This is a genomic window from Candidatus Devosia phytovorans (assembly GCA_029202405.1).
In the GTDB taxonomy this organism is placed as follows: Bacteria; Pseudomonadota; Alphaproteobacteria; order Rhizobiales; family Devosiaceae; genus Devosia; species Devosia phytovorans.
Map to the genome: position 1 here is coordinate 2,282,182 of CP119312.1, position 16,579 is coordinate 2,298,760.

The 16,579-nt window shown below is 63.5% G+C and carries 18 protein-coding genes; 9 read left to right on the top strand and 9 right to left on the bottom strand.

Features of this window, described 5'->3' with window-relative positions; all coding sequences use genetic code 11:
- Positions 1 to 14 precede the first annotated feature (14 nt).
- Positions 15 to 1,271, bottom strand: coding sequence for an Hsp70 family protein (locus P0Y65_11315; GenBank protein ID WEK02798.1), 1,257 nt, complete (start codon positions 1,269 to 1,271; stop codon positions 15 to 17).
- A 376-nt stretch (positions 1,272 to 1,647) separates the two neighbouring features.
- On the opposite strand from P0Y65_11315, the gene P0Y65_11320 reads away from it, so the two are divergent.
- Positions 1,648 to 2,205 (top strand): TetR/AcrR family transcriptional regulator, encoded by a 558-nt coding sequence (locus P0Y65_11320; protein WEK02799.1) that lies wholly within the window; start codon positions 1,648 to 1,650, stop codon positions 2,203 to 2,205.
- A gap of 16 nt (positions 2,206 to 2,221) precedes the next feature.
- Positions 2,222 to 3,247, top strand: a complete 1,026-nt coding sequence (locus P0Y65_11325; protein ID WEK02800.1) for an NAD-dependent epimerase/dehydratase family protein — start codon at positions 2,222 to 2,224, stop codon at positions 3,245 to 3,247.
- A 1-nt stretch (position 3,248) separates the two neighbouring features.
- On the opposite strand, the gene P0Y65_11330 is transcribed toward P0Y65_11325, so the two are convergent.
- The gene (locus tag P0Y65_11330; GenBank protein ID WEK02801.1) at positions 3,249 to 3,833 is read right to left on the bottom strand and encodes a diguanylate cyclase; all 585 of its coding nucleotides are present in this window, start codon (positions 3,831 to 3,833) and stop codon (positions 3,249 to 3,251) included.
- Between the two features lie 157 nt (positions 3,834 to 3,990).
- The gene (locus P0Y65_11335; GenBank protein WEK02802.1) at positions 3,991 to 4,446 is read right to left on the bottom strand and encodes a YcgN family cysteine cluster protein; all 456 of its coding nucleotides are present in this window, start codon (positions 4,444 to 4,446) and stop codon (positions 3,991 to 3,993) included.
- A gap of 128 nt (positions 4,447 to 4,574) precedes the next feature.
- On the opposite strand from P0Y65_11335, the gene P0Y65_11340 reads away from it, so the two are divergent.
- The 3 genes from P0Y65_11340 to P0Y65_11350 all read left to right on the top strand — a co-directional run bounded on the left by P0Y65_11340 (position 4,575) and on the right by P0Y65_11350 (position 7,382).
- Positions 4,575 to 6,734, top strand: a complete 2,160-nt coding sequence (locus tag P0Y65_11340; protein WEK02803.1) for a PBP1A family penicillin-binding protein — start codon at positions 4,575 to 4,577, stop codon at positions 6,732 to 6,734.
- A 177-nt stretch (positions 6,735 to 6,911) separates the two neighbouring features.
- Entirely contained in the window at positions 6,912 to 7,079 is a 168-nt protein-coding gene (locus P0Y65_11345; GenBank protein ID WEK02804.1) for an addiction module killer protein, read from the top strand.
- Positions 7,080 to 7,382 (top strand): putative addiction module antidote protein, encoded by a 303-nt coding sequence (locus P0Y65_11350; protein WEK02805.1) that lies wholly within the window; start codon positions 7,080 to 7,082, stop codon positions 7,380 to 7,382.
- A 126-nt stretch (positions 7,383 to 7,508) separates the two neighbouring features.
- On the opposite strand, the gene P0Y65_11355 is transcribed toward P0Y65_11350, so the two are convergent.
- Positions 7,509 to 7,739: a hypothetical protein gene (locus P0Y65_11355; GenBank protein ID WEK02806.1), complete on the bottom strand. Its 231-nt coding sequence runs from the start codon at positions 7,737 to 7,739 to the stop codon at positions 7,509 to 7,511.
- A 170-nt stretch (positions 7,740 to 7,909) separates the two neighbouring features.
- Here P0Y65_11355 and P0Y65_11360 point away from each other — a divergent pair, with 170 nt between their 5' ends.
- Together P0Y65_11360 and P0Y65_11365 are read left to right on the top strand one after the other, a co-directional pair.
- Positions 7,910 to 8,482: a DUF1214 domain-containing protein gene (locus tag P0Y65_11360; protein WEK02807.1), complete on the top strand. Its 573-nt coding sequence runs from the start codon at positions 7,910 to 7,912 to the stop codon at positions 8,480 to 8,482.
- A complete protein-coding gene (locus P0Y65_11365; GenBank protein ID WEK02808.1) occupies positions 8,479 to 9,027 on the top strand; it encodes a hypothetical protein in 549 nt (182 codons plus the stop codon). The genes P0Y65_11360 and P0Y65_11365 overlap by 4 nt, the downstream gene beginning before the upstream one ends.
- Here the strand turns inward: P0Y65_11365 and chrA are convergent.
- On the bottom strand, positions 9,024 to 10,208 hold the full coding sequence (gene chrA, locus P0Y65_11370; protein ID WEK02809.1) for a chromate efflux transporter: 1,185 nt from the start codon (positions 10,206 to 10,208) through the stop codon (positions 9,024 to 9,026). The two genes, P0Y65_11365 and chrA, sit on opposite strands and share 4 nt — an antisense overlap.
- Before the next feature lie 32 nt (positions 10,209 to 10,240).
- Entirely contained in the window at positions 10,241 to 11,059 is an 819-nt protein-coding gene (locus P0Y65_11375; GenBank protein WEK02810.1) for a hypothetical protein, read from the bottom strand.
- 368 nt (positions 11,060 to 11,427) lie between these two features.
- Here P0Y65_11375 and P0Y65_11380 point away from each other — a divergent pair, with 368 nt between their 5' ends.
- Positions 11,428 to 12,570 (top strand): DUF2336 domain-containing protein, encoded by a 1,143-nt coding sequence (locus P0Y65_11380; GenBank protein ID WEK02811.1) that lies wholly within the window; start codon positions 11,428 to 11,430, stop codon positions 12,568 to 12,570.
- Between the two features lie 3 nt (positions 12,571 to 12,573).
- Here the strand turns inward: P0Y65_11380 and P0Y65_11385 are convergent, their stop codons facing one another.
- The 3 genes from P0Y65_11385 to P0Y65_11395 are packed head-to-tail and all read right to left on the bottom strand — an operon-like array spanning position 12,574 to position 15,842.
- Positions 12,574 to 12,906, bottom strand: coding sequence for a DUF1491 family protein (locus tag P0Y65_11385; protein ID WEK02812.1), 333 nt, complete (start codon positions 12,904 to 12,906; stop codon positions 12,574 to 12,576).
- Positions 12,907 to 12,960: 54 nt separating this feature from the next.
- Complete coding sequence (locus P0Y65_11390) at positions 12,961 to 14,109, bottom strand: peptidoglycan-binding protein (GenBank protein ID WEK02813.1); 1,149 nt, start codon at positions 14,107 to 14,109, stop codon at positions 12,961 to 12,963.
- Positions 14,106 to 15,842: a PAS domain-containing sensor histidine kinase gene (locus P0Y65_11395; GenBank protein WEK02814.1), complete on the bottom strand. Its 1,737-nt coding sequence runs from the start codon at positions 15,840 to 15,842 to the stop codon at positions 14,106 to 14,108. Before P0Y65_11395 ends, P0Y65_11390 begins: the two co-directional genes overlap by 4 nt.
- 417 nt (positions 15,843 to 16,259) lie before the next feature.
- Here P0Y65_11395 and P0Y65_11400 point away from each other — a divergent pair, with 417 nt between their 5' ends.
- On the top strand, positions 16,260 to 16,574 hold the full coding sequence (locus P0Y65_11400; protein WEK02815.1) for a hypothetical protein: 315 nt from the start codon (positions 16,260 to 16,262) through the stop codon (positions 16,572 to 16,574).
- Positions 16,575 to 16,579: the final 5 nt, after the last annotated feature.

Below are 16,579 nucleotides of genomic sequence, written 5' to 3' on the forward strand. Positions count from 1 at the left end.
GCGCCGGCGCTCTTTCAGCCAAACTTGCGCCTGGCGTCCAGCGCCAGGCCCAGGCCCACGCTGCCCAGCACGTCGGTGCGGACCAGTTCGGCGTCGGGGAACAATTCGCGCAGCCGGCTGGCAATGGCCGGGACCTGGGTCGAGCCGCCAGTCAGGATCAGGCTGTCGATCTCGCCCTTCTCCACCCCTGCCCGCCGCAGCGTTTCGGCAATGGTGGCCTCGATGCGCTGCACCGAATGATGCAGCGCCGCTGTAAAGTCGGCGATGGTCATCTCCGTTTCGATCAGCCGGTCGCGCACGGGGAAGCTGAAATCGGTGCTGTCGGCATCGGAGAGCGCGATCTTGGCTGCTTCCACGGCGCCCACCAGGCGATGGCCGAGCCGGTCTTCCACCAGTTCCATCATCATTTCCACCCGCTCCGGCGCTTCTGCCTCGCGCATGGTGCCGCGCAGGTCGCGCTGGGTCTGGGCATTGTAGAGCCGGTTGATGCGGTGCCAGGTCGAGAGGTCATGATAGGGCGCTACCGGCAGGTGGCGCTTGCCATCCCTTGTCTTGGTGCCGAGGCCCAGCTCGGGCATGACCTTGGCCATGGACAGCAGCCGGTCGAAATCGGTGCCGCCGATATGGACGCCCGCCGTCGAAAGGATATCGCCAGCGCGATCCACCGCCTTGGCCCGCTGCGGCGAGACGCGCACCACGGAAAAGTCAGAGGTACCGCCGCCAAGGTCGACGATCAGCGCAAGGCGTTCGCTGGTCACCTGCCGCTCATAGTCAAGCGCTGCGGCAATCGGCTCGAACTGGAAATCGACATGTTTGAAACCCTGCGCCCGCACCGCGCCTTCGAGCTGTCCCTGCGCTGCCGCATCGGCCGCCGCATCGTCATCCACGAAATGCACCGGACGGCCGCAGACGACGCTATCGACCGAGCCCCACAGCTCGGCCTCGGCGCGCTTCTTGAGCTCGGCGATGAAAATTCCGAGGATTTCCACGAAGCCATAGGAGCGGGCTTTCACCCGCGTGCTGTCGCCGATCAGCGCCGTGCCCAGCACGCTTTTGAGCGAGCGCATCAACCTGCCCTCGGCACCGGTCACATATTCGGCCACGGCCTGTCGGCCGAAATGGATGCGATCGTCCTCGAAGGAAAAGAAGATGACGCTGGGGATGGTCTCGCGCCCCGCCTCGAGCTTGAGCAGATGCGGCACGCCGCCACTGTCGAGATGGGCGATGGTGGAATTGGACGTGCCGAAATCGAGGCCGCAAACGAGGGTCATGGCAAGCCGTCCTGCTGGGGAATGTAGAAGGGAGGGGTCTCATAAGGGCTCACGCCGCCGCTGGCAACCTCTGCAAGGCCGGCAACCTCTGCGATGCAGCGATTGTTTCACCATCCGCGCCCCATACTCGATGTCATCCCGGCCTTGAGCCGGGACCCATCTCGAGATTTTCCCAGCTGCCGCAAGGTCTCTCGGTCTGCCTCTTTGCCTGGAGGCCGAGGCGCGATCTCAGTATGGGTCCCAGCGCAAAGCCGGGGTGACACCGTGGCCGAGGTACCCGAACCGGACATCCCCAATCCCACACCTCTTCCCAAGTCTTGACTCCCGGCCAAAATATTTATAACCATCCGGTCGGAAATAAAAACAAGGCACTCTTATGGGACGCAAACGTGTCATCGACCAGCAGGCCATTCTCGATGCCGGCGAAGCCGTTGTCGCCCGCGATGGCGCTACGGCACTGACACTCGATGCCGTCGCCAGAGAGGCCGGCATCAGCAAGGCCAGTGTCATCTATGACTACAGGACCAAGCAGGCGCTGATCGAGGCCATTGTCGAGCGCGCCTTCCGCAATGACCACGCCCGGCACGCCGAAGTCGAAGGCGGCCTAACCGACCGCGACAGCCCCGCCATCCGCTCACGCCTTGCCGTGGCCGCCGAACCGCCACCTGAAGCCTTCCGCCCAGCCGCCCTCAATCTCACCGCGGCCCTCGCCATGGATGGCGGCCTGCGCCAGCGCATGCAGGAGAGCCAGGCCGCAACCGTCACCCATATCCTTGACACCGCGACCTCGCCGCGGGGCGCCCTCCTCGCCTATCTGGCGCTGGAAGGCCTCAAATTCCTCGAATATCTCGACTTCCACCATTTCGACCCCGACGAGCGCCTACGCATTATCGGCGAGATCGACTGGCTGGTGACCACCACGCCCAAGACCTAGAAGCGAAAGCCCGATCATGACCCAATTTACCGACGCAGCCCCCGCTGCGGCGAATGCTCCCGCCATGCCCTTCGCCAAGATCTTCCTCACCGGCGGCAGCGGCTATGTCGGCCGCAACCTCATCCGCCAATTCACCGCCAGGGGCATTGCCGTCGTGGCCCTCGTCCGCTCGCCGGCCTCCGCCGCGCTGGTCACAGACCTCGGCGCCACTCCCGTGCTCGGCGCCCTGCCCGACGCTGACCTCGTGCCCGTCATGGCCGGCTGCGATGCCCTGATCCACGCTGCCGCCGACACCGACCACGGCCATGGCTCACCGTCCCAGTTCCGCATCAACGAAGAGGGCACGCGCGCGGTATTTGCTGCCGCAACCGCGGCCGGCATAGCCACCGCCGTGCATCTCAGCACCGAATCCGTCCTCGCCGACGGGCGCCCGCTGGTCCGCGTCACCGAAGACCATCCCCTGCCCCGCCGCCCGGCCGGCGCCTATTCCGCCAGCAAGGCCAGAGCCGAACAGATCGCCCTCGCCGCCAATTCGGCAGATTTCCGCGTCGTCGCCCTTCGCCCCCGTGCCGTCTGGGGGCGCGATGACACCACTGCCATGCCGCAACTGCTCGCCGCCGCCCATTCCGGCCAGCTCGCCTGGATCTCCGGCGGCAACTATCTCACCTCGACCACCCATATCGCCAATCTCTGCCACGGCGTGGAGCTGGCTCTGGCAAAAGGGCGTGGCGGGGAAGTCTATTTCCTCAGCGACAACGATGACCTGCCCTTCAGGCACTTCGTCACCGGCATGTTGGCCAGCCAGGGCCTCACCGCGCCCGACAAGACCGTACCCCGCCCGCTCCTGCGCCTTATCGCCGGGCTCGGCGACATGCTGCATCGCCTGTCCGGCGGCCAGATCAAGGGGCCACTGACCCTACAGGCCTATGCAACCTCGGCGGTAGAAATCACCCTCGACATCTCAAAGGCGCAGCGCGACCTGGGCTATCGCCCCGTCATCACGCGGGCGGAGGGTCTGGCGGAAATGGCGGCTGTCAGATAGCTCAGGCGGCCCTGGCCTGTTTCAGGTGCTTCTGCCGCTTGCGCTCGATGCGCGGGCGTAGGTCCATGATCTCGAGCTTGCCGAGGCCCCGACGCTGGCCCTTCTTGACCGCCTCGGCGCCGGCCTCGAAGAAGCGGCGATCGTAATTGCCGAGTGGGTTGGTCACGGCAAGGCCAATGCCGACGGTTACAACACCGGCATGGCTGACCTTGTTGGCCACCGACTGGCGGCGCACGGCGTCGGTGATTTTCAGCGCCAGGGTCCGTGCCATCAGCGCCGGCAGGTCCGGCAGGACGACGACAAAGCCGCCCCGACCCAGCCGCAGGCAGCTGTCTCCGGCACGCGGCAGGCAGTCGACAATGGTCCGCATCACCGCCAGCACACCGGCATCGGTATCCGGCTTGTCATAGGCGGCGTAATATTCGTTGGCGCGATCGATCTCGATGACCAGCAGGCTCAGCGACACATTGTGCTGCGCCGCATTGCTCCAGCCCTGCTCCAGCTCTTCCTCGATCAGGGTGCCGAGCTTGGGCTTCATGCCGATGGACCGCGCGATCGCCGCCTGGCCATAAGCGGGCTGCTTCATCGGCCTCATGGCGTGCAGGGCGCTGCGCACCCTGCTCCAGAAGTGGTCACCCGTCTGATCTTTGGAAGTCGCAAGTAACGTCATCTGGGCCGCCGAGATAAAGGCTCACGCAGGCGAGATCAGGCCACAAGATGGTCAATCAATAGTTAATCTTACTTCAAAGAGCTTCCGGCGGCTCCCACTCGGGCCAGTCTACCGCATGCTCTTCCCACTCATCGGGCGCGATGTCCTGCTCCGCAAACGTCCTACCCCGTGCCGAGACGCCGACATCGACCACGGTTTGCGGATCGCCCGAGACCAGCGGATGCCACCAGGCGAGGCCCTTGCCCTCGGCAATGCGCCGATAGGCGCAGGTGGTGGGGATCCACTTGATCTCGGTGACATTCTGCGGCGTCAGCTTGATGCAGTCGGGGACCTTGGCCTGACGGCCGGGATAGTCGGTGCAGCCACAGGTGTCGCCATCGAGCAATTGGCAGCGCACGTCCGAGGTGATCAGCAAGCCGCTGTCCTCATCCTCGAGCTTGATCAGGCAGCAGCGACCGCAACCGTCGCAGAGGGCTTCCCACTCCGCGTCGCTCATTTCGTCCAGCGATTTCTCTTCCCAAAAGGCCATCTTAACTCGCGGGCGGTAATCGTGTTGCCGGTTTGCTCTTGTCGGCGCCGGAGCGCAATCATATTCCAGCGATTGTGTTGCGTTGCGCGTCCGGAGCGGACAATTTCCGTCACCAACCGGGGTGAAAAGTGCAGGATCCGTTCTACACCAAGGAGAAGCGCAAGAAGTCGTCCAGCATGCTGGCGGCCGATGCGTGGCTGGATTCCTCGCTCTACGAATTCTGGCAGTCGCTGGGCCGTGGCTATACGCACTTTGCCGACGTCATGTCCATTTTTCATGTCGCCGGCTTCAAGCGCTTTTTCGTCGAGATTTTCTCCGACGCCTTCTCTTTCCTCGCCATCGGCTGCGTGCTGATGGTGGCGCTGGCCCTGCCGGCTTTCGATGTCACCGCCTCGGGCGAGTTCAACAAGGCGGAAGACTATTCCGTTGTTTTTCTTGATAGATTCGGCACCGAGATTGGGCGCCGCGGTATTCGTTCCGACGATTCCGTGGCCCTGGCCGACATGCCGGACTATCTGATCAAGGCAACGCTGGCGACCGAAGACCGGCGCTTCTACGAGCATTTCGGCATCGACGTCGTCGGCACGTTACGCGCTTTAATGACCAATGCCTCGGGCGAAAGTTCGCTGCATGGCGGCTCTTCGATCACCCAGCAATTGGCCAAACAGCTTTTCCTGAGCTCCGAGAGGACGATAGAGCGCAAGATCGTCGAGGCCTTCCTGTCCGTCTGGCTGGAGTGGCACTATTCCAAGGACGAAATCCTCAAGCTCTATCTCGACCGCGCCTATATGGGCGGCGGCAATTTCGGCGTCGTCGCCGCGGCGGATTACTACTTCGGCAAGCGCATCCAGGATATTTCCCTGGCAGAAGCTGCAATGCTGTCAGGGCTTTACAAGGCACCGGGCCGCTGGGCGCCGCATATCGACCTGGCCGCAGCCCGTGGTCGCGCCAATGTCGTGCTCTCCAATCTCGTCGCCTCGGGCTTTCTCACCGAAGGCCAGGTGACCGCCGCCCGCCGCCACCCCGCCACCCCGATCAGCCGCGCTGCCGATGCCAATTCGCCCAACTATTTCCTCGACTGGGCCTTCGAACAGTCCAAGCGCCTGATCGAAACCAGTCAGCACGCCACCAACAATTTCGTCGTCCGCACCACGATCGACACGACCCTGCAGAAATATGCAGAGGAGGCAGTGGTTTCGACTGTTCGCGAACAGGGCGAACAGTATGACGTGACGCAGGCTTCCATGGTCGTGACCGACACGCAGGGCGCCATCCGCGCCATGGTCGGCGGCACCGACTATGGCAAGAGCCAGTTCAACCGCGCCGTGGTTTCCACCCGCCAGCCGGGCTCGGCCTACAAGATTTTCGTTTACGCCGAGGCCTTCGAGCAGCTTGGCCTCACCCCGAGTGACACGATCACCGACCGTCCGGTCTGCATCGGCAATTGGTGCCCGCAAAATTACGGTCGCAGCTACAAGGGCAATGTCACCCTGGCGTCGGCCTTCGCCCAGTCGCTCAACACCGTGCCGGTGACCCTCTCGATCAAGACCGGCCGCGATCCGATTGCATCGCTCAGCCACAGGATGGGTCTGCAAGCCGACTACCCCGTCACCCGCTCGCTGGCGCTCGGCGTAGCCTCGGTTTCGGTGCTCGACATGACCTCGTCTTACGCCGTCCTCGCCAATCATGGCCTAAAGACCCAGGCCTATGGCATCACCCGGATGACGACCCTGCGCGGCGAACAGGTGTTTGATCTCAATCCCGATGCGCCGCGCGAACGCATTCTCAGCGAAACCACTGTCGCCAATATGAATTCCATGCTGCGCGGCGTGGTCACCGGCGGCACGGGTCGTCGCGCCGACGTGCCCGGAGTGCCGGTCGTGGGCAAGTCAGGCACCACCTCGTCCTATCGCGACGCCTGGTTCTGCGGCTTCACCGGCAATTTCGTCGCCGCCGTCTGGTTCGGCAATGACGACTATCACTCCACCAACAACCTGACCGGCGGCACGCTGCCCGCCATCGCTTGGCAGAAGTTCATGGCCTATGCCCATACCAATATCGACGTGCAGCCGGTGTTTGGCGTCGATTTCGTCCCCGAGCAGACCGTGATCGCCGATGCCGATCCCGCCGAGGACGAAGAGGTAATCGAGCGCCCTCCCAACCTCACCCCCGCCGCCGCACGCAAACTGGTCGATCTCGCCGACCTGCTGGCCGTAACGATCAGCGCGACAGGCGGGTCAGCCAACCAGGCCAGCGCCCAGGTGCCAGCGGCGACACAGGGGCTGTAGCTCCCTCACTCCGCTCCAATCTTGACCACGCTCGACATGTAGCTTATAAGCTACAATCGTGATCACGGTTCGTCAGACTGAAACTTTCAGCGAATGGCACCAGGCGCTGCGAGACAAGGTTGCCGCCCGCAAGATTGCCATTCGGATCACGAGAATTGAAGCGGGCTTCTAGGCGACGTGAAATATTTCGATGGCATCGGCGAGTTTAGGATCGATTACGGCCCCGGTTACCGCATCTATTTCATTCGACGCGGCACCGCGATTGTCATCCTGCTTTGCGGGGGCGACCAGTCCTCGCAACAAAGGGACATAGCTGCGACCAAGGTGCTGGCCAAGGAGTATTAAATGGCAAAAGAAGCCCTTCCCTTCGACGCCGCAGAGTTTCTGCAGGACGACGAGTCCCAGACAGAATTGCTTGCAGATGCCTTCGATAGCGGCGACCCGGGCTACGTGGCCCATGCCGTGGGCGTTGTTGCCCGTGCACGCGGCATGGCCCAAGTCGCCAAGGATGCGGACCTGAACCGTGAAGCGCTTTATCGCGCGCTGAGCCGCGACGGCGACCCTCGCCTCTCCACGTTCCTCGGCGTCATGAACGCGCTGGGAATCAAGCTTCAGCCGAAAATGGAAAATCGATCCGACGCCGCATGAGCACACTGGCGCTCATCGAACTATTCGCCCGGATGCATCTTGTCGTGGCGATTGATGTAGAGGGCAAAGCCGATCACGAACAAGGCAACGCTCGGCCCCCAAAGCCAAAGCAGCAAGGTTGTCATGTCACTCCTCCAGCTTTCCTAGGGTTCTTCTTGCCCCCAAATGTAACACAGCTCCGACAGCAACTCCAAACACCGACAGGCTGAAAAGATTGAACAGGTCGGTCTGAGTCGATAGCGTGCCCATACCGATACCGACATAGGGCGCCACCAGTGCTGCCAATATTGTACCGGACGACAGGGAATTCAGAAGAGAGGCCGTAAGTTTGATCCGCTCTGACTTGGCTGGCGACATCTCACGCCCCAATTAACGCTTGTGGACGTACTATTGTCCGCACACACTTGCCACGCAAGACACCTTCACCCTTCCGAACACCTGCCCCCCTTGCTATAGCCTTGGGCGAGCCACCCAGCGCGCAGGTTTCGCCGCCCATGATCTTCCCCGCTTTGTCGAGCCGCTGACCAGTGCGCTTCGTCTTGTATCTGCTGATGATGATTGCCGTGGCGCTCGGCGTTGGTTTCGGGCTGAGCTATTATGCGCTGACTGACGGGCGGTTCTTCGGCGTGGCGCAGGTCGGGCCCTGGCATGCCTGGCCCGATGTTGGCTCCAGCGCGCCCAATCCCTATACGCGGGCCCATCTGGCGCGCACTGCCGCTTTCGAGCTGGGCCAGGCCGAGGGCCTGCAGTTTACCGCCACCAGCGACAGCGATGGTGAGGCGCTGACCCGGGACTGCAGCTACAGCATCGTCGGCATGACGCCGCTGGCAAGCTTCTGGACGCTCGTGGCGCAGGACGAGGCCGGCATCAATGTCGCCGCCCCCGATGTCGCGCCTTCGTTGCGCAGCACGGATGTGACTCGCGACAATGATGGCGCCCTCCATATCCATGTGGGCACGCGCCTCGCCCCCGGCACCTGGCTCGAGCTCACGGGTTCGGGCCCGTTCCAGCTGGTGCTCCGCCTCTATGACACGGCAGCCTTTTCGGGCCTCTCCAGTGATCAGGCCATGCCGGCGATCAATCGGGGGGACTGCGTATGATCCGTCCCCTGCTCTGGCTGCTGGCAGGCCTCGTGCTCGGCGGCATTATCCATATCGTGGTGATCCTCACCTTGCCCGCCCTGACGGAACAGTCGGTCTGGACGCGCGTCGCCGCCATCGAGGCCGACAATCGCGTGGTCATTCTCGATTCCGTCCCTGCCGGCCAGCCCAATCCGCTGGGGCTTGATCCCGAAATGGTCTATGGCCTCTGCCGCGTCGACCTTGCCCAGGGCCCGGCCTATGTGCGCGGCACGCTGCCCGATGCCTTCTGGTCGGTGGCGCTGTTCGACACCTCCGGCAAGGTCGCCTATTCCACGACCAATCGCGACGGCATCGGCCAGGTGATGGATCTGGGGATTTTCAACGCCGACCAGACGCGTCTGCTGGCCCAGCAACAGATCGATGTCGCCGAGGGCACGCTGGTGGTCGAAACCACCAGTGACAAGCTGCTGATTCTCGTCCGCCTCGCCCCGCCGCAACAGGTCATGGCCGAACGGTTTGCCCGATCGTTGGCGGCGGTGAGCTGCGGCACGGTAGCGCCCTAGAGCGCCAGCAGGCCGCCAATTGCCGCCAGCGCCAGCACGACCAACCATGGCGCAATCTTCCAGACGACCAGTGCCAGGAAGCCCGTCAGCGCCAGGAGGAAATCACGGGGGCTCAACACGGCGCTGATCCAGACCGGATCATAGAGCGCCGCGCCCAAAATCCCGACCACTGCCGCATTGGCGCCGCGCATCGCGGCCTGGGCCAAGGGGCGACCGCGCAGTGCATCCCAGAAGGGCAATACGCCGACCAGCAGCAGCAAGCCGGGCAGGAAGATGGCGATCAGCGCGATGATTGCGCCAAATACGCCATCAGATGCTGTGCCAAGATAGGCGGCAAAAGTGAAGAGCGGGCCGGGCACGGCTTGCGTCGCGCCATAGCCGGCAAGGAAATCACTCTGGCTGACCCAGCCGCGCGCCACGGTTTCGGCTTCGAGCAGCGGCAGCACAACATGGCCGCCACCAAACACCAGCGACCCAGCACGATAGAAAGCATCGAACAGGGCCGCTCCATGGCCCAGTCCCGCCAACAACGGCAAGCCCAGCAGCAGCACGACAAACAGCGCCAGGCACAAAAGCCCCACGAAAGGGGTGATGCCAAATCGGATGGTGTTCTCAACCGCCACAGCACCGCCTCGGCAGAGCAGCAGGCCAGCCACCCCACCCAGCACGATCGCCACCACCTGCCCTGATGATCCAGCAAGGATCACCGTAGCCGCGACAGCCGCGAGCGCAATCCCGGCGCGCTGCCGGTCCGGCGTCAGGCTCTTGGCCATGCCCCAGACCGCCTGCGCCACCACGGCGACGGCAACAAGTTTGAGCCCATGCAGCACCCCCTGGGCCACGGGATGATCCAGCGCTCCGGCACCCAGCGCAAATAGCACCAGCAGAAGGGCTGATGGCAGGGTGAAACCCGCCCAGGCCGCCAGCGCGCCAAGTGGCCCGGCACGCCACAGGCCCAAGGCGAAGCCAACCTGGCTGGAGGCCGGGCCCGGCAGGAACTGGCACAGCGCCACGAGATCGGCATAGGCCTTTTCGCCCAGCCAGTTTCGGCGCAGCACGATCTCGTCGCGGAAATAGCCAAGGTGCGCGATGGGCCCGCCAAACGACGTCAGGCCGAGCTTGAGCAAGGCGAGAAACACCTCGCTGGCACTGCCGTTTCTCTGCTGGCTGTCTTCCGCCATATCCCGCCCCCAAGCGCGCCAGCATCGACCGCTTATTTGGGCAGCACGACCTCGGTGTCGCCACTATGCTGGTAGCGTGACGGAATGACGACAGTGCCCTGCCCCGGCAACCTGCCGCCATCGCCGCAGAAATCGTAGCGATTGGCGCGGTCGACGAAGGTCTTCATGCGGCGCAGCGCATCGTCCACGGCGATGGATTGCTCATGGGGGGTCTCGACCAGCAGCATGTCCAGCGCATAGTCATAGCTGGAGAAGCGATAGTTCAACGCGCGGACAAACCAGTCGATGAAGGCGTCGTTCTCGTATTTGCGCGCCCGCATGTTCTCGCCGACATTGGGCCCGATCTGCCGGTTGAGGCCGGCATAGGCCACGGCGCGCTGACGATCGATCTCGACCACGGCGCAAATGGCGGCAAAGGTGGTGGGCAGCGTATCGATATCGGCCGTGACATGCCGACCGACCGTCGCATAGCGCGTGCGGGAAGAATTGTAGCTCTCGCCCTTCAGCCAGAGATAATAGCGCTCGACCGTGAAAGTCTCGTCGCGCGGCGGCGTGATGCGGGTGCGCTGCAATTCGACATGGGTGTCGAACAACCAGTCCTTGGCATGGGCGGCGACGAGGAAACGCCAGACGCGATCATGCATCTCGTTTTCCTGGTCGGTCTTGTTGAATTTGCTGACCGGCTCCTGCCGGCCATATTCGGCGACCAGATCGCCGGCTGCCGGCATGGCGGTGTCATGCGTCCAGCTGGGTGCGGCGCGACCGAAATCGCCCACCGGCCGCGAAACGCTGCAGGCTGCAATCATGCCGGCCAGGACGATTGCCCCGCTTACAAACCAGAACTTATCCACGCTTGCGCTTGGGCCGCGTAGGATCGAGCTGCGTCGACGGCGATGGTAGCGGCCCGCGTTCATAACGCACCCCAGTAAAGATCAGGATCTGGGCGGGCCCAGACGGCGCTATGCCCGCCTCGGCATTGGCGGCTCTCTGCCGCAGATCGAATTTGACGAGCTTTCCCAAGCTGTCCTCCAGCGATGACGCCCCTTCAGTCCCATTAAAGGCAGCGAATGGTGTTTGCAGTTCAGTAGAGCGACGCCCCTCGCCCGACTGCCAATGTCCGCATTAAGAGATCGTCAAGGTTAACAGTCTGCTAACGAATTGGAGGCAAAAGTGGCTGGGCATCGAATGTGATGCGATTCCGATAAACGGTCCGCGACAAATGCTTGGTTTTCAGCCCTACGAGACGTTTCAACTGCTCATCGAGACTGGTGGCGTCGACCGTACCAACACACTGCTGATTGCTGCCTGCGATGCCTATGCGCGACGCGGCAAGCCGACCGTTCCCGAATTGGAACAGTTCGAAGCCCTTGCCGGACGGCTGTTTCCCACGGCCAGCGCCCAGGCCCGCGCCAAGGGCGCAGCCATCCTCGGCCGCGCCGAAATGCTGTCGCCCGCGCTGGAACAGCTGGTGGTCGACAATATCGGTGAAGACCTCAACAGCTTCCTGACCACCGCAGCCGAGCTGTCTGAACCGACCATGCTCGACATCATTGCCCGTTACGACGTGCCCTCCGCTTCGGTCATCGCGGCCCGGCCGGACCTGTCCAACGTCGTGCTGGCCAAGCTTTTTCAGATGAATTCGCGCAAGGTCTATCGCGCCCTTGCCGCCAATACCAATATCGTGCCGCGCGGCGCCTATCTCAGCGCCCTCGCCCGCTCCGCCCAGATGGACCACATGGTTGCCGAGGCGCTGGCACAGCGCGACGACTTCGACGCGGCCCTTCTGGCACCCGCCTTTTTCGATCTCTCCGACAATCACCGGGTCAAGGTCATCCGCGCCTTCACCCAGCGCCAGACGCCGGTTGCGCCGATCAGCAAGACCATCGAACTGCTGACGGTCGCCAATCAGGACCTGACCAAGGCGCTGATGAAGCTGTTCTCGGAAAACCGCCGTCCGGAAGTCACGCGCCTGCTCAGCCAGATCACCGGTCTCGACGAAGTGCGCTGCGGCCAGATCGCGCATGACGTCACCGGCGCCTCACTGTTCGTCATCCTGCGCGCCTTCGGCTGCACGGCCTATGATGGGCTCAAGGTCTTGATCCACGCCACCAGCCACGACAGCGAGCGCTCGCGTGCCCTGGCCGATTTCGCCAATCTCTTCGCCAGCGTGCCGCCCGAATCCATGGCCTATCTGATGAGCGCCTGGCGTGGCGAGGTGAACCTGCTTGAACTCGGCAAGCCCGAATACAAGCCTTTCGCCCAGCCCAGCCGCCGCGCCCAGGTGCTGGCTCCGGCGCACAATCCCGTCGTCGACCAAGCCATCGAAGCCCTCGCGCGCATCGGCGCCCGCCGCGCGAGCTAGGCTCTAGACCACATCCACGCCGATATCATCGCCGCGATGATCCAGGCTGATCACCCAGAGATCGGGGTCAAACCTGGCCTCCTGGGCGATGCGGTCGGTTACCTTGGGTGGTTCGACATGGCTGAAGCGGCGCTGGAAGACCAGGCGCGCATCGTTGTCGCGGCTGGCCATGGGGGCCGGCGTATAGAGCGAGCGGGTGCCGTCGAGGTGATCGACTTCGATGAAGACCTGGCCGGCAATGGCGTCGCCGCGGCGGGCTACGACGCACATATGGCCCAAGTCATTGTGGCGGCGCACAAAGGCGCTGCACCACAAATCGCTGCGGAGCGTGCTCACGGCGATGTCGCGTTTTCGAGCCGCAAAACCGTCTCCACTTTTGCTGAAAACGCGTTAGATGGACGCGCCAGCCTGGCGCAGCAGGCCGACGAGGTCGGGATTGATCTGGCCGGTCACGCGATAGCTATGGAAATTCTCGAATTCGCGGATGGCGCGGGCGGTGCCATCGCCGGGATGGCCGTCGATCGAGCCGTGGTAGAAACCAAGGCTGGCGAGGCCACGCTGGATCTGGCTGACGAGCTGCACATTATTGGCGGGCAGCACGTTCTGCGGCACGGCTTCTGACTGGACGGCCGTAGCGGGCCGGGGTGCAGCCATGAGTTCAAGCGAAGCGACCTGGACAGGCGGCGCGGCAACAGGCGCGACGGCTGGCAGGGCAGCCTGGGGCACAGGCGCCGGGCTGGTCGAGGCCGGAGTGGAGCGACCGCCATCGACAGCGGCGACAATGGAATCAAGCGTGCTGGCGGCGGCATTGCCCACCGTATCGACGGCACTGTCGATCGGCGAAACGGGTGCCACGCGCGCGATCACCACATCGACCTGCGGTGCGGGCGCCACTGGCTGCTGGATCACGGCCTGCTGCACCGGCGCGGGCTGCACGGGCACGGGCTGCTGCGCTACGGGCACGCGACCGGCAGTATCGGACTTGAGGATGGCGTCGACCACGCCCGGCGTCAGGGCGCCGGTCGGGGTCATGCCGTTCTGGGTTTCAAAGGCGCGGATGGCCGTCGCGGTCTGCGGGCCGTAAAAGCCATCCACGGTGCCGCGGAAGAGGCCGATCTCGGTCAGCTTCTTCTGGACGGCAAAGGCATCCTTGTTGCCCACGGGGGCATCGGGAATGACCGGCGCGGCAGCCGGCACGCTGGTGACGCTGCCCGTGGTCTCGGGCGAGGTCACGGCAGGCAGCACGGCGGTCTGGCGCATTTCGGGCATGGGCTGCGGCTGGGGCTCCACGTCCGAATCAACCACCGCGACCGGTACTGCCGGGGATGGCGCAAAGAAGGGCGCCGGATGGCGCGCGGTCTGAAAATAGAGCGCATTGCTCGCGGCCAGAGCCGTCATGGTCACCATGGCCAAAAGGCCAGAGGAGGCCAGCGGCGCACGCATATAGCGATGGAAGGACCAAAGGCCCGCGCGGCCCATATGGGCCGCGAGTGCACTACCCGCCAGCAGAAGCGGGCGCGAGAGGGTTGAAGCCGTCATTGCGCTTTTCTTTTTTCGTCTTGCCATGGGTGTATCTGAGCGGCGGCCGGCTCTTTGCGGAAGGGTGTAACCGAGCCAGTTTCCTCGGTCTTTATTGCCGGACCGTTTATGGGCAGTAAAACAGTCACGGTTGTCCCCGAACCAATTTCGGACATGGCCCGCAGCGTGCCCTTGTGCAGGTCGACGAGGCCCTTGACGATCGAGAGGCCAAGACCCGTGCCTTCATAGCGGCGATCGAGACCGTCATGAGCCTGGAAAAAGGGCTCGCCGATGCGCTGCAGCGATTCGGGCGGCATGCCGACGCCCTGGTCGGCGACCGAGATATTAAGGCTCTGGCCCTGACGCTTGACCGATACCGTCACCTGGCCGCCGCGATGGCTGAACTTGATGGCGTTGGACATCAGGTTGATCAGGATCTGGCGGCAGGCGCGCTCGTCGGCCACCAGCATGGGCAGGTTGGGCGCAACGTCGGCAACCAGCGTCACCTCCTGCTTCTGGGCCAGGGTATCGACCATGGAGAAGCAGGGGACGATCATGTCCTCGACGTCGAAGGGCTCGGTCTGCAGTTCGAACTTGCCGGCTTCGAGCTTGGACATGTCGAGCAGCATGCGCACCACTTCGAGCAGGTGCTTGCCGCTCTGGTGGATCAGGCCGGCATATTCGCGATGGGTGTCGCTGAGTTCGCCGCCGATGCCACTGGTCATCATTTCCGAAAAGCCGACGACGGCATTGAGCGGCGTGCGCAGCTCATGACCGATAGTGGCGAGGAAGCGCGACTTGGCGTCGGACGCCTCTTCGGCAGCGCGGCGGGCCTCCGCCATGGCGATTTCGTCATCCTTGCGGCGCGTCACGTCGCGGAACAGGGCGACGACCTCGCGGCGCTGACCATCCGCATCGGGATCGACGACGGGCGACAGGCTGACCTCGACCCAGATGAAATGGGGCAGATTGGACTGCGCGCGCGGATCATCCTGGCGTAGCCGCACTTCGAGCGTGCGGGCGCGGCCGGACTGGTTGGCGTCGGCAAAGGCGTTGAGATAGGCGGGGCGATCCAGCACATGCAGGCGCCCGACCAGACCGCCATCGGCCAGCTCGAACCGGCGGCAGCCGAAGAGCTTCTCTGACGAGCGCGAAGCCATCAGGATATCGCCTTCGCTGGAGAAGCGAATGACGCCGTCCTGCACATGCTCGATCAGGTGGCGGTAGGCGGTCATCTGCGCCTTGTCATAGACTTCATAGGCCGCATTGATGCGGTTGGCGGTATGGATGATCAGCACGGCCGCCGCGATGAAGGCAATCACGCTGGTACCCATCAGGATGGGGCCATGGATGGTCAGCAGCGGAATGGAAAGGAGGCTGGAGAGGCCCGCGACCACCAGAATGCCGGCAAACATGGCCCAGCTGTGGCGGCGCAGACCGGGCTTGCCGAGCAACGCAGCCATGACCGGCGCCATCACGGCAATGGCCAGGCCGGCATCGCCCATATTGCTGTCAGCCAGGGTCAGCAGGCCACCAACGGCGAGCAGGGCATAAACCTGACCGGCGGCGGCAAAATCGAACAGGCGGCGCTGATGCAGCGCCAGCGTGATCATGCCGCCAGCCAGGGTCAGTGCAGCAATCACGAAGGGGAAGATGGCGCCGATGACAATGGCATAGACGGCGACCGGCATGCTCAGCGCGCCAAGCAGGATCATCAGGCGGGCATTGTTGGCGAGGGTCTTGCGACGCAGCATCTCAGGCCGCTGGCCGTTGCCAGAAGCGCGCTGAGACATCTCTTTGCTTTCGCCGAAAGAGAACAGGCTACGCATACGCAATACTCACAAAACGACGCCAGCGGTTGCGGTTGCCTTAGGGGTCCCGCAAGAAGTGACTGCCTGGGCAGACTGCCTGAATGGGTTCAGGTCTTGTTGGGCCCACACTGCGGCCGGAGAGCTAAATTCGCTCTTAAGTTCGATGGTCCGGGAGGGTCTTCAGCACCCGTCGGGAGGCGCTTTCGGCGATTAGCGTAAACAAGGTCTTGCCTCACGCGGACAGGGCAATTGCAATTTGCATAAAATTTTATCGAAAAATCCCAGCGCGGTTTAACAAGCCCCGGCTAGCTTGGGTTTTGCAGGCTGCAACCCGGTCTGCGACAGATTTCAGGTTTGCTCATGTTTGCAGTTGTTCGCTCGGTTTTCTGGCTCACCGTCGCCTATATGGTGATCAAGCCAGGCGTCGACCTGCCCAATGCCAACGAGATTTCGCAGCAGGCCATGGCCGCCGGCAGCCAGATCATTGCCGAGCAGATCGCCAATATCGAATGCGACTCAATTCAGTGCCTCGGCGGCAAGGCCATCGCCACGCAGACGCTTGATAGTTTCGCCACCCAGACCCCTCCGCCCGTCGCCGTCGTTCCCCTGCAGGAGATTCCCGCGGCGATCAGCGTGGCCCCGGTTCCCATGCCGCGGCTGCACCGGGAGAGCTAGGAGGC

Excerpts from the sequence above, each read along its gene's own strand:
- P0Y65_11315 (WEK02798.1), bottom strand. The coding sequence starts at position 1,271 with ATGACCCTCGTTTGCGGCCTCGATTTCGGCACGTCCAATTCCACCATC.
- P0Y65_11320 (WEK02799.1), top strand. The coding sequence starts at position 1,648 with ATGGGACGCAAACGTGTCATCGACCAGCAGGCCATTCTCGATGCCGGC.
- P0Y65_11325 (WEK02800.1), top strand. The coding sequence starts at position 2,222 with ATGACCCAATTTACCGACGCAGCCCCCGCTGCGGCGAATGCTCCCGCC.
- P0Y65_11330 (WEK02801.1), bottom strand. The coding sequence starts at position 3,833 with ATGAAGCAGCCCGCTTATGGCCAGGCGGCGATCGCGCGGTCCATCGGC.
- P0Y65_11335 (WEK02802.1), bottom strand. The coding sequence starts at position 4,446 with ATGGCCTTTTGGGAAGAGAAATCGCTGGACGAAATGAGCGACGCGGAG.
- P0Y65_11350 (WEK02805.1), top strand. The coding sequence starts at position 7,080 with ATGGCAAAAGAAGCCCTTCCCTTCGACGCCGCAGAGTTTCTGCAGGAC.
- P0Y65_11355 (WEK02806.1), bottom strand. The coding sequence starts at position 7,739 with ATGTCGCCAGCCAAGTCAGAGCGGATCAAACTTACGGCCTCTCTTCTG.
- P0Y65_11365 (WEK02808.1), top strand. The coding sequence starts at position 8,479 with ATGATCCGTCCCCTGCTCTGGCTGCTGGCAGGCCTCGTGCTCGGCGGC.
- chrA (WEK02809.1), bottom strand. The coding sequence starts at position 10,208 with ATGGCGGAAGACAGCCAGCAGAGAAACGGCAGTGCCAGCGAGGTGTTT.
- P0Y65_11380 (WEK02811.1), top strand. The coding sequence starts at position 11,428 with ATGCTTGGTTTTCAGCCCTACGAGACGTTTCAACTGCTCATCGAGACT.
- P0Y65_11390 (WEK02813.1), bottom strand. The coding sequence starts at position 14,109 with ATGACGGCTTCAACCCTCTCGCGCCCGCTTCTGCTGGCGGGTAGTGCA.
- P0Y65_11395 (WEK02814.1), bottom strand. The coding sequence starts at position 15,842 with ATGCTGCGTCGCAAGACCCTCGCCAACAATGCCCGCCTGATGATCCTG.
- P0Y65_11400 (WEK02815.1), top strand. The coding sequence starts at position 16,260 with ATGTTTGCAGTTGTTCGCTCGGTTTTCTGGCTCACCGTCGCCTATATG.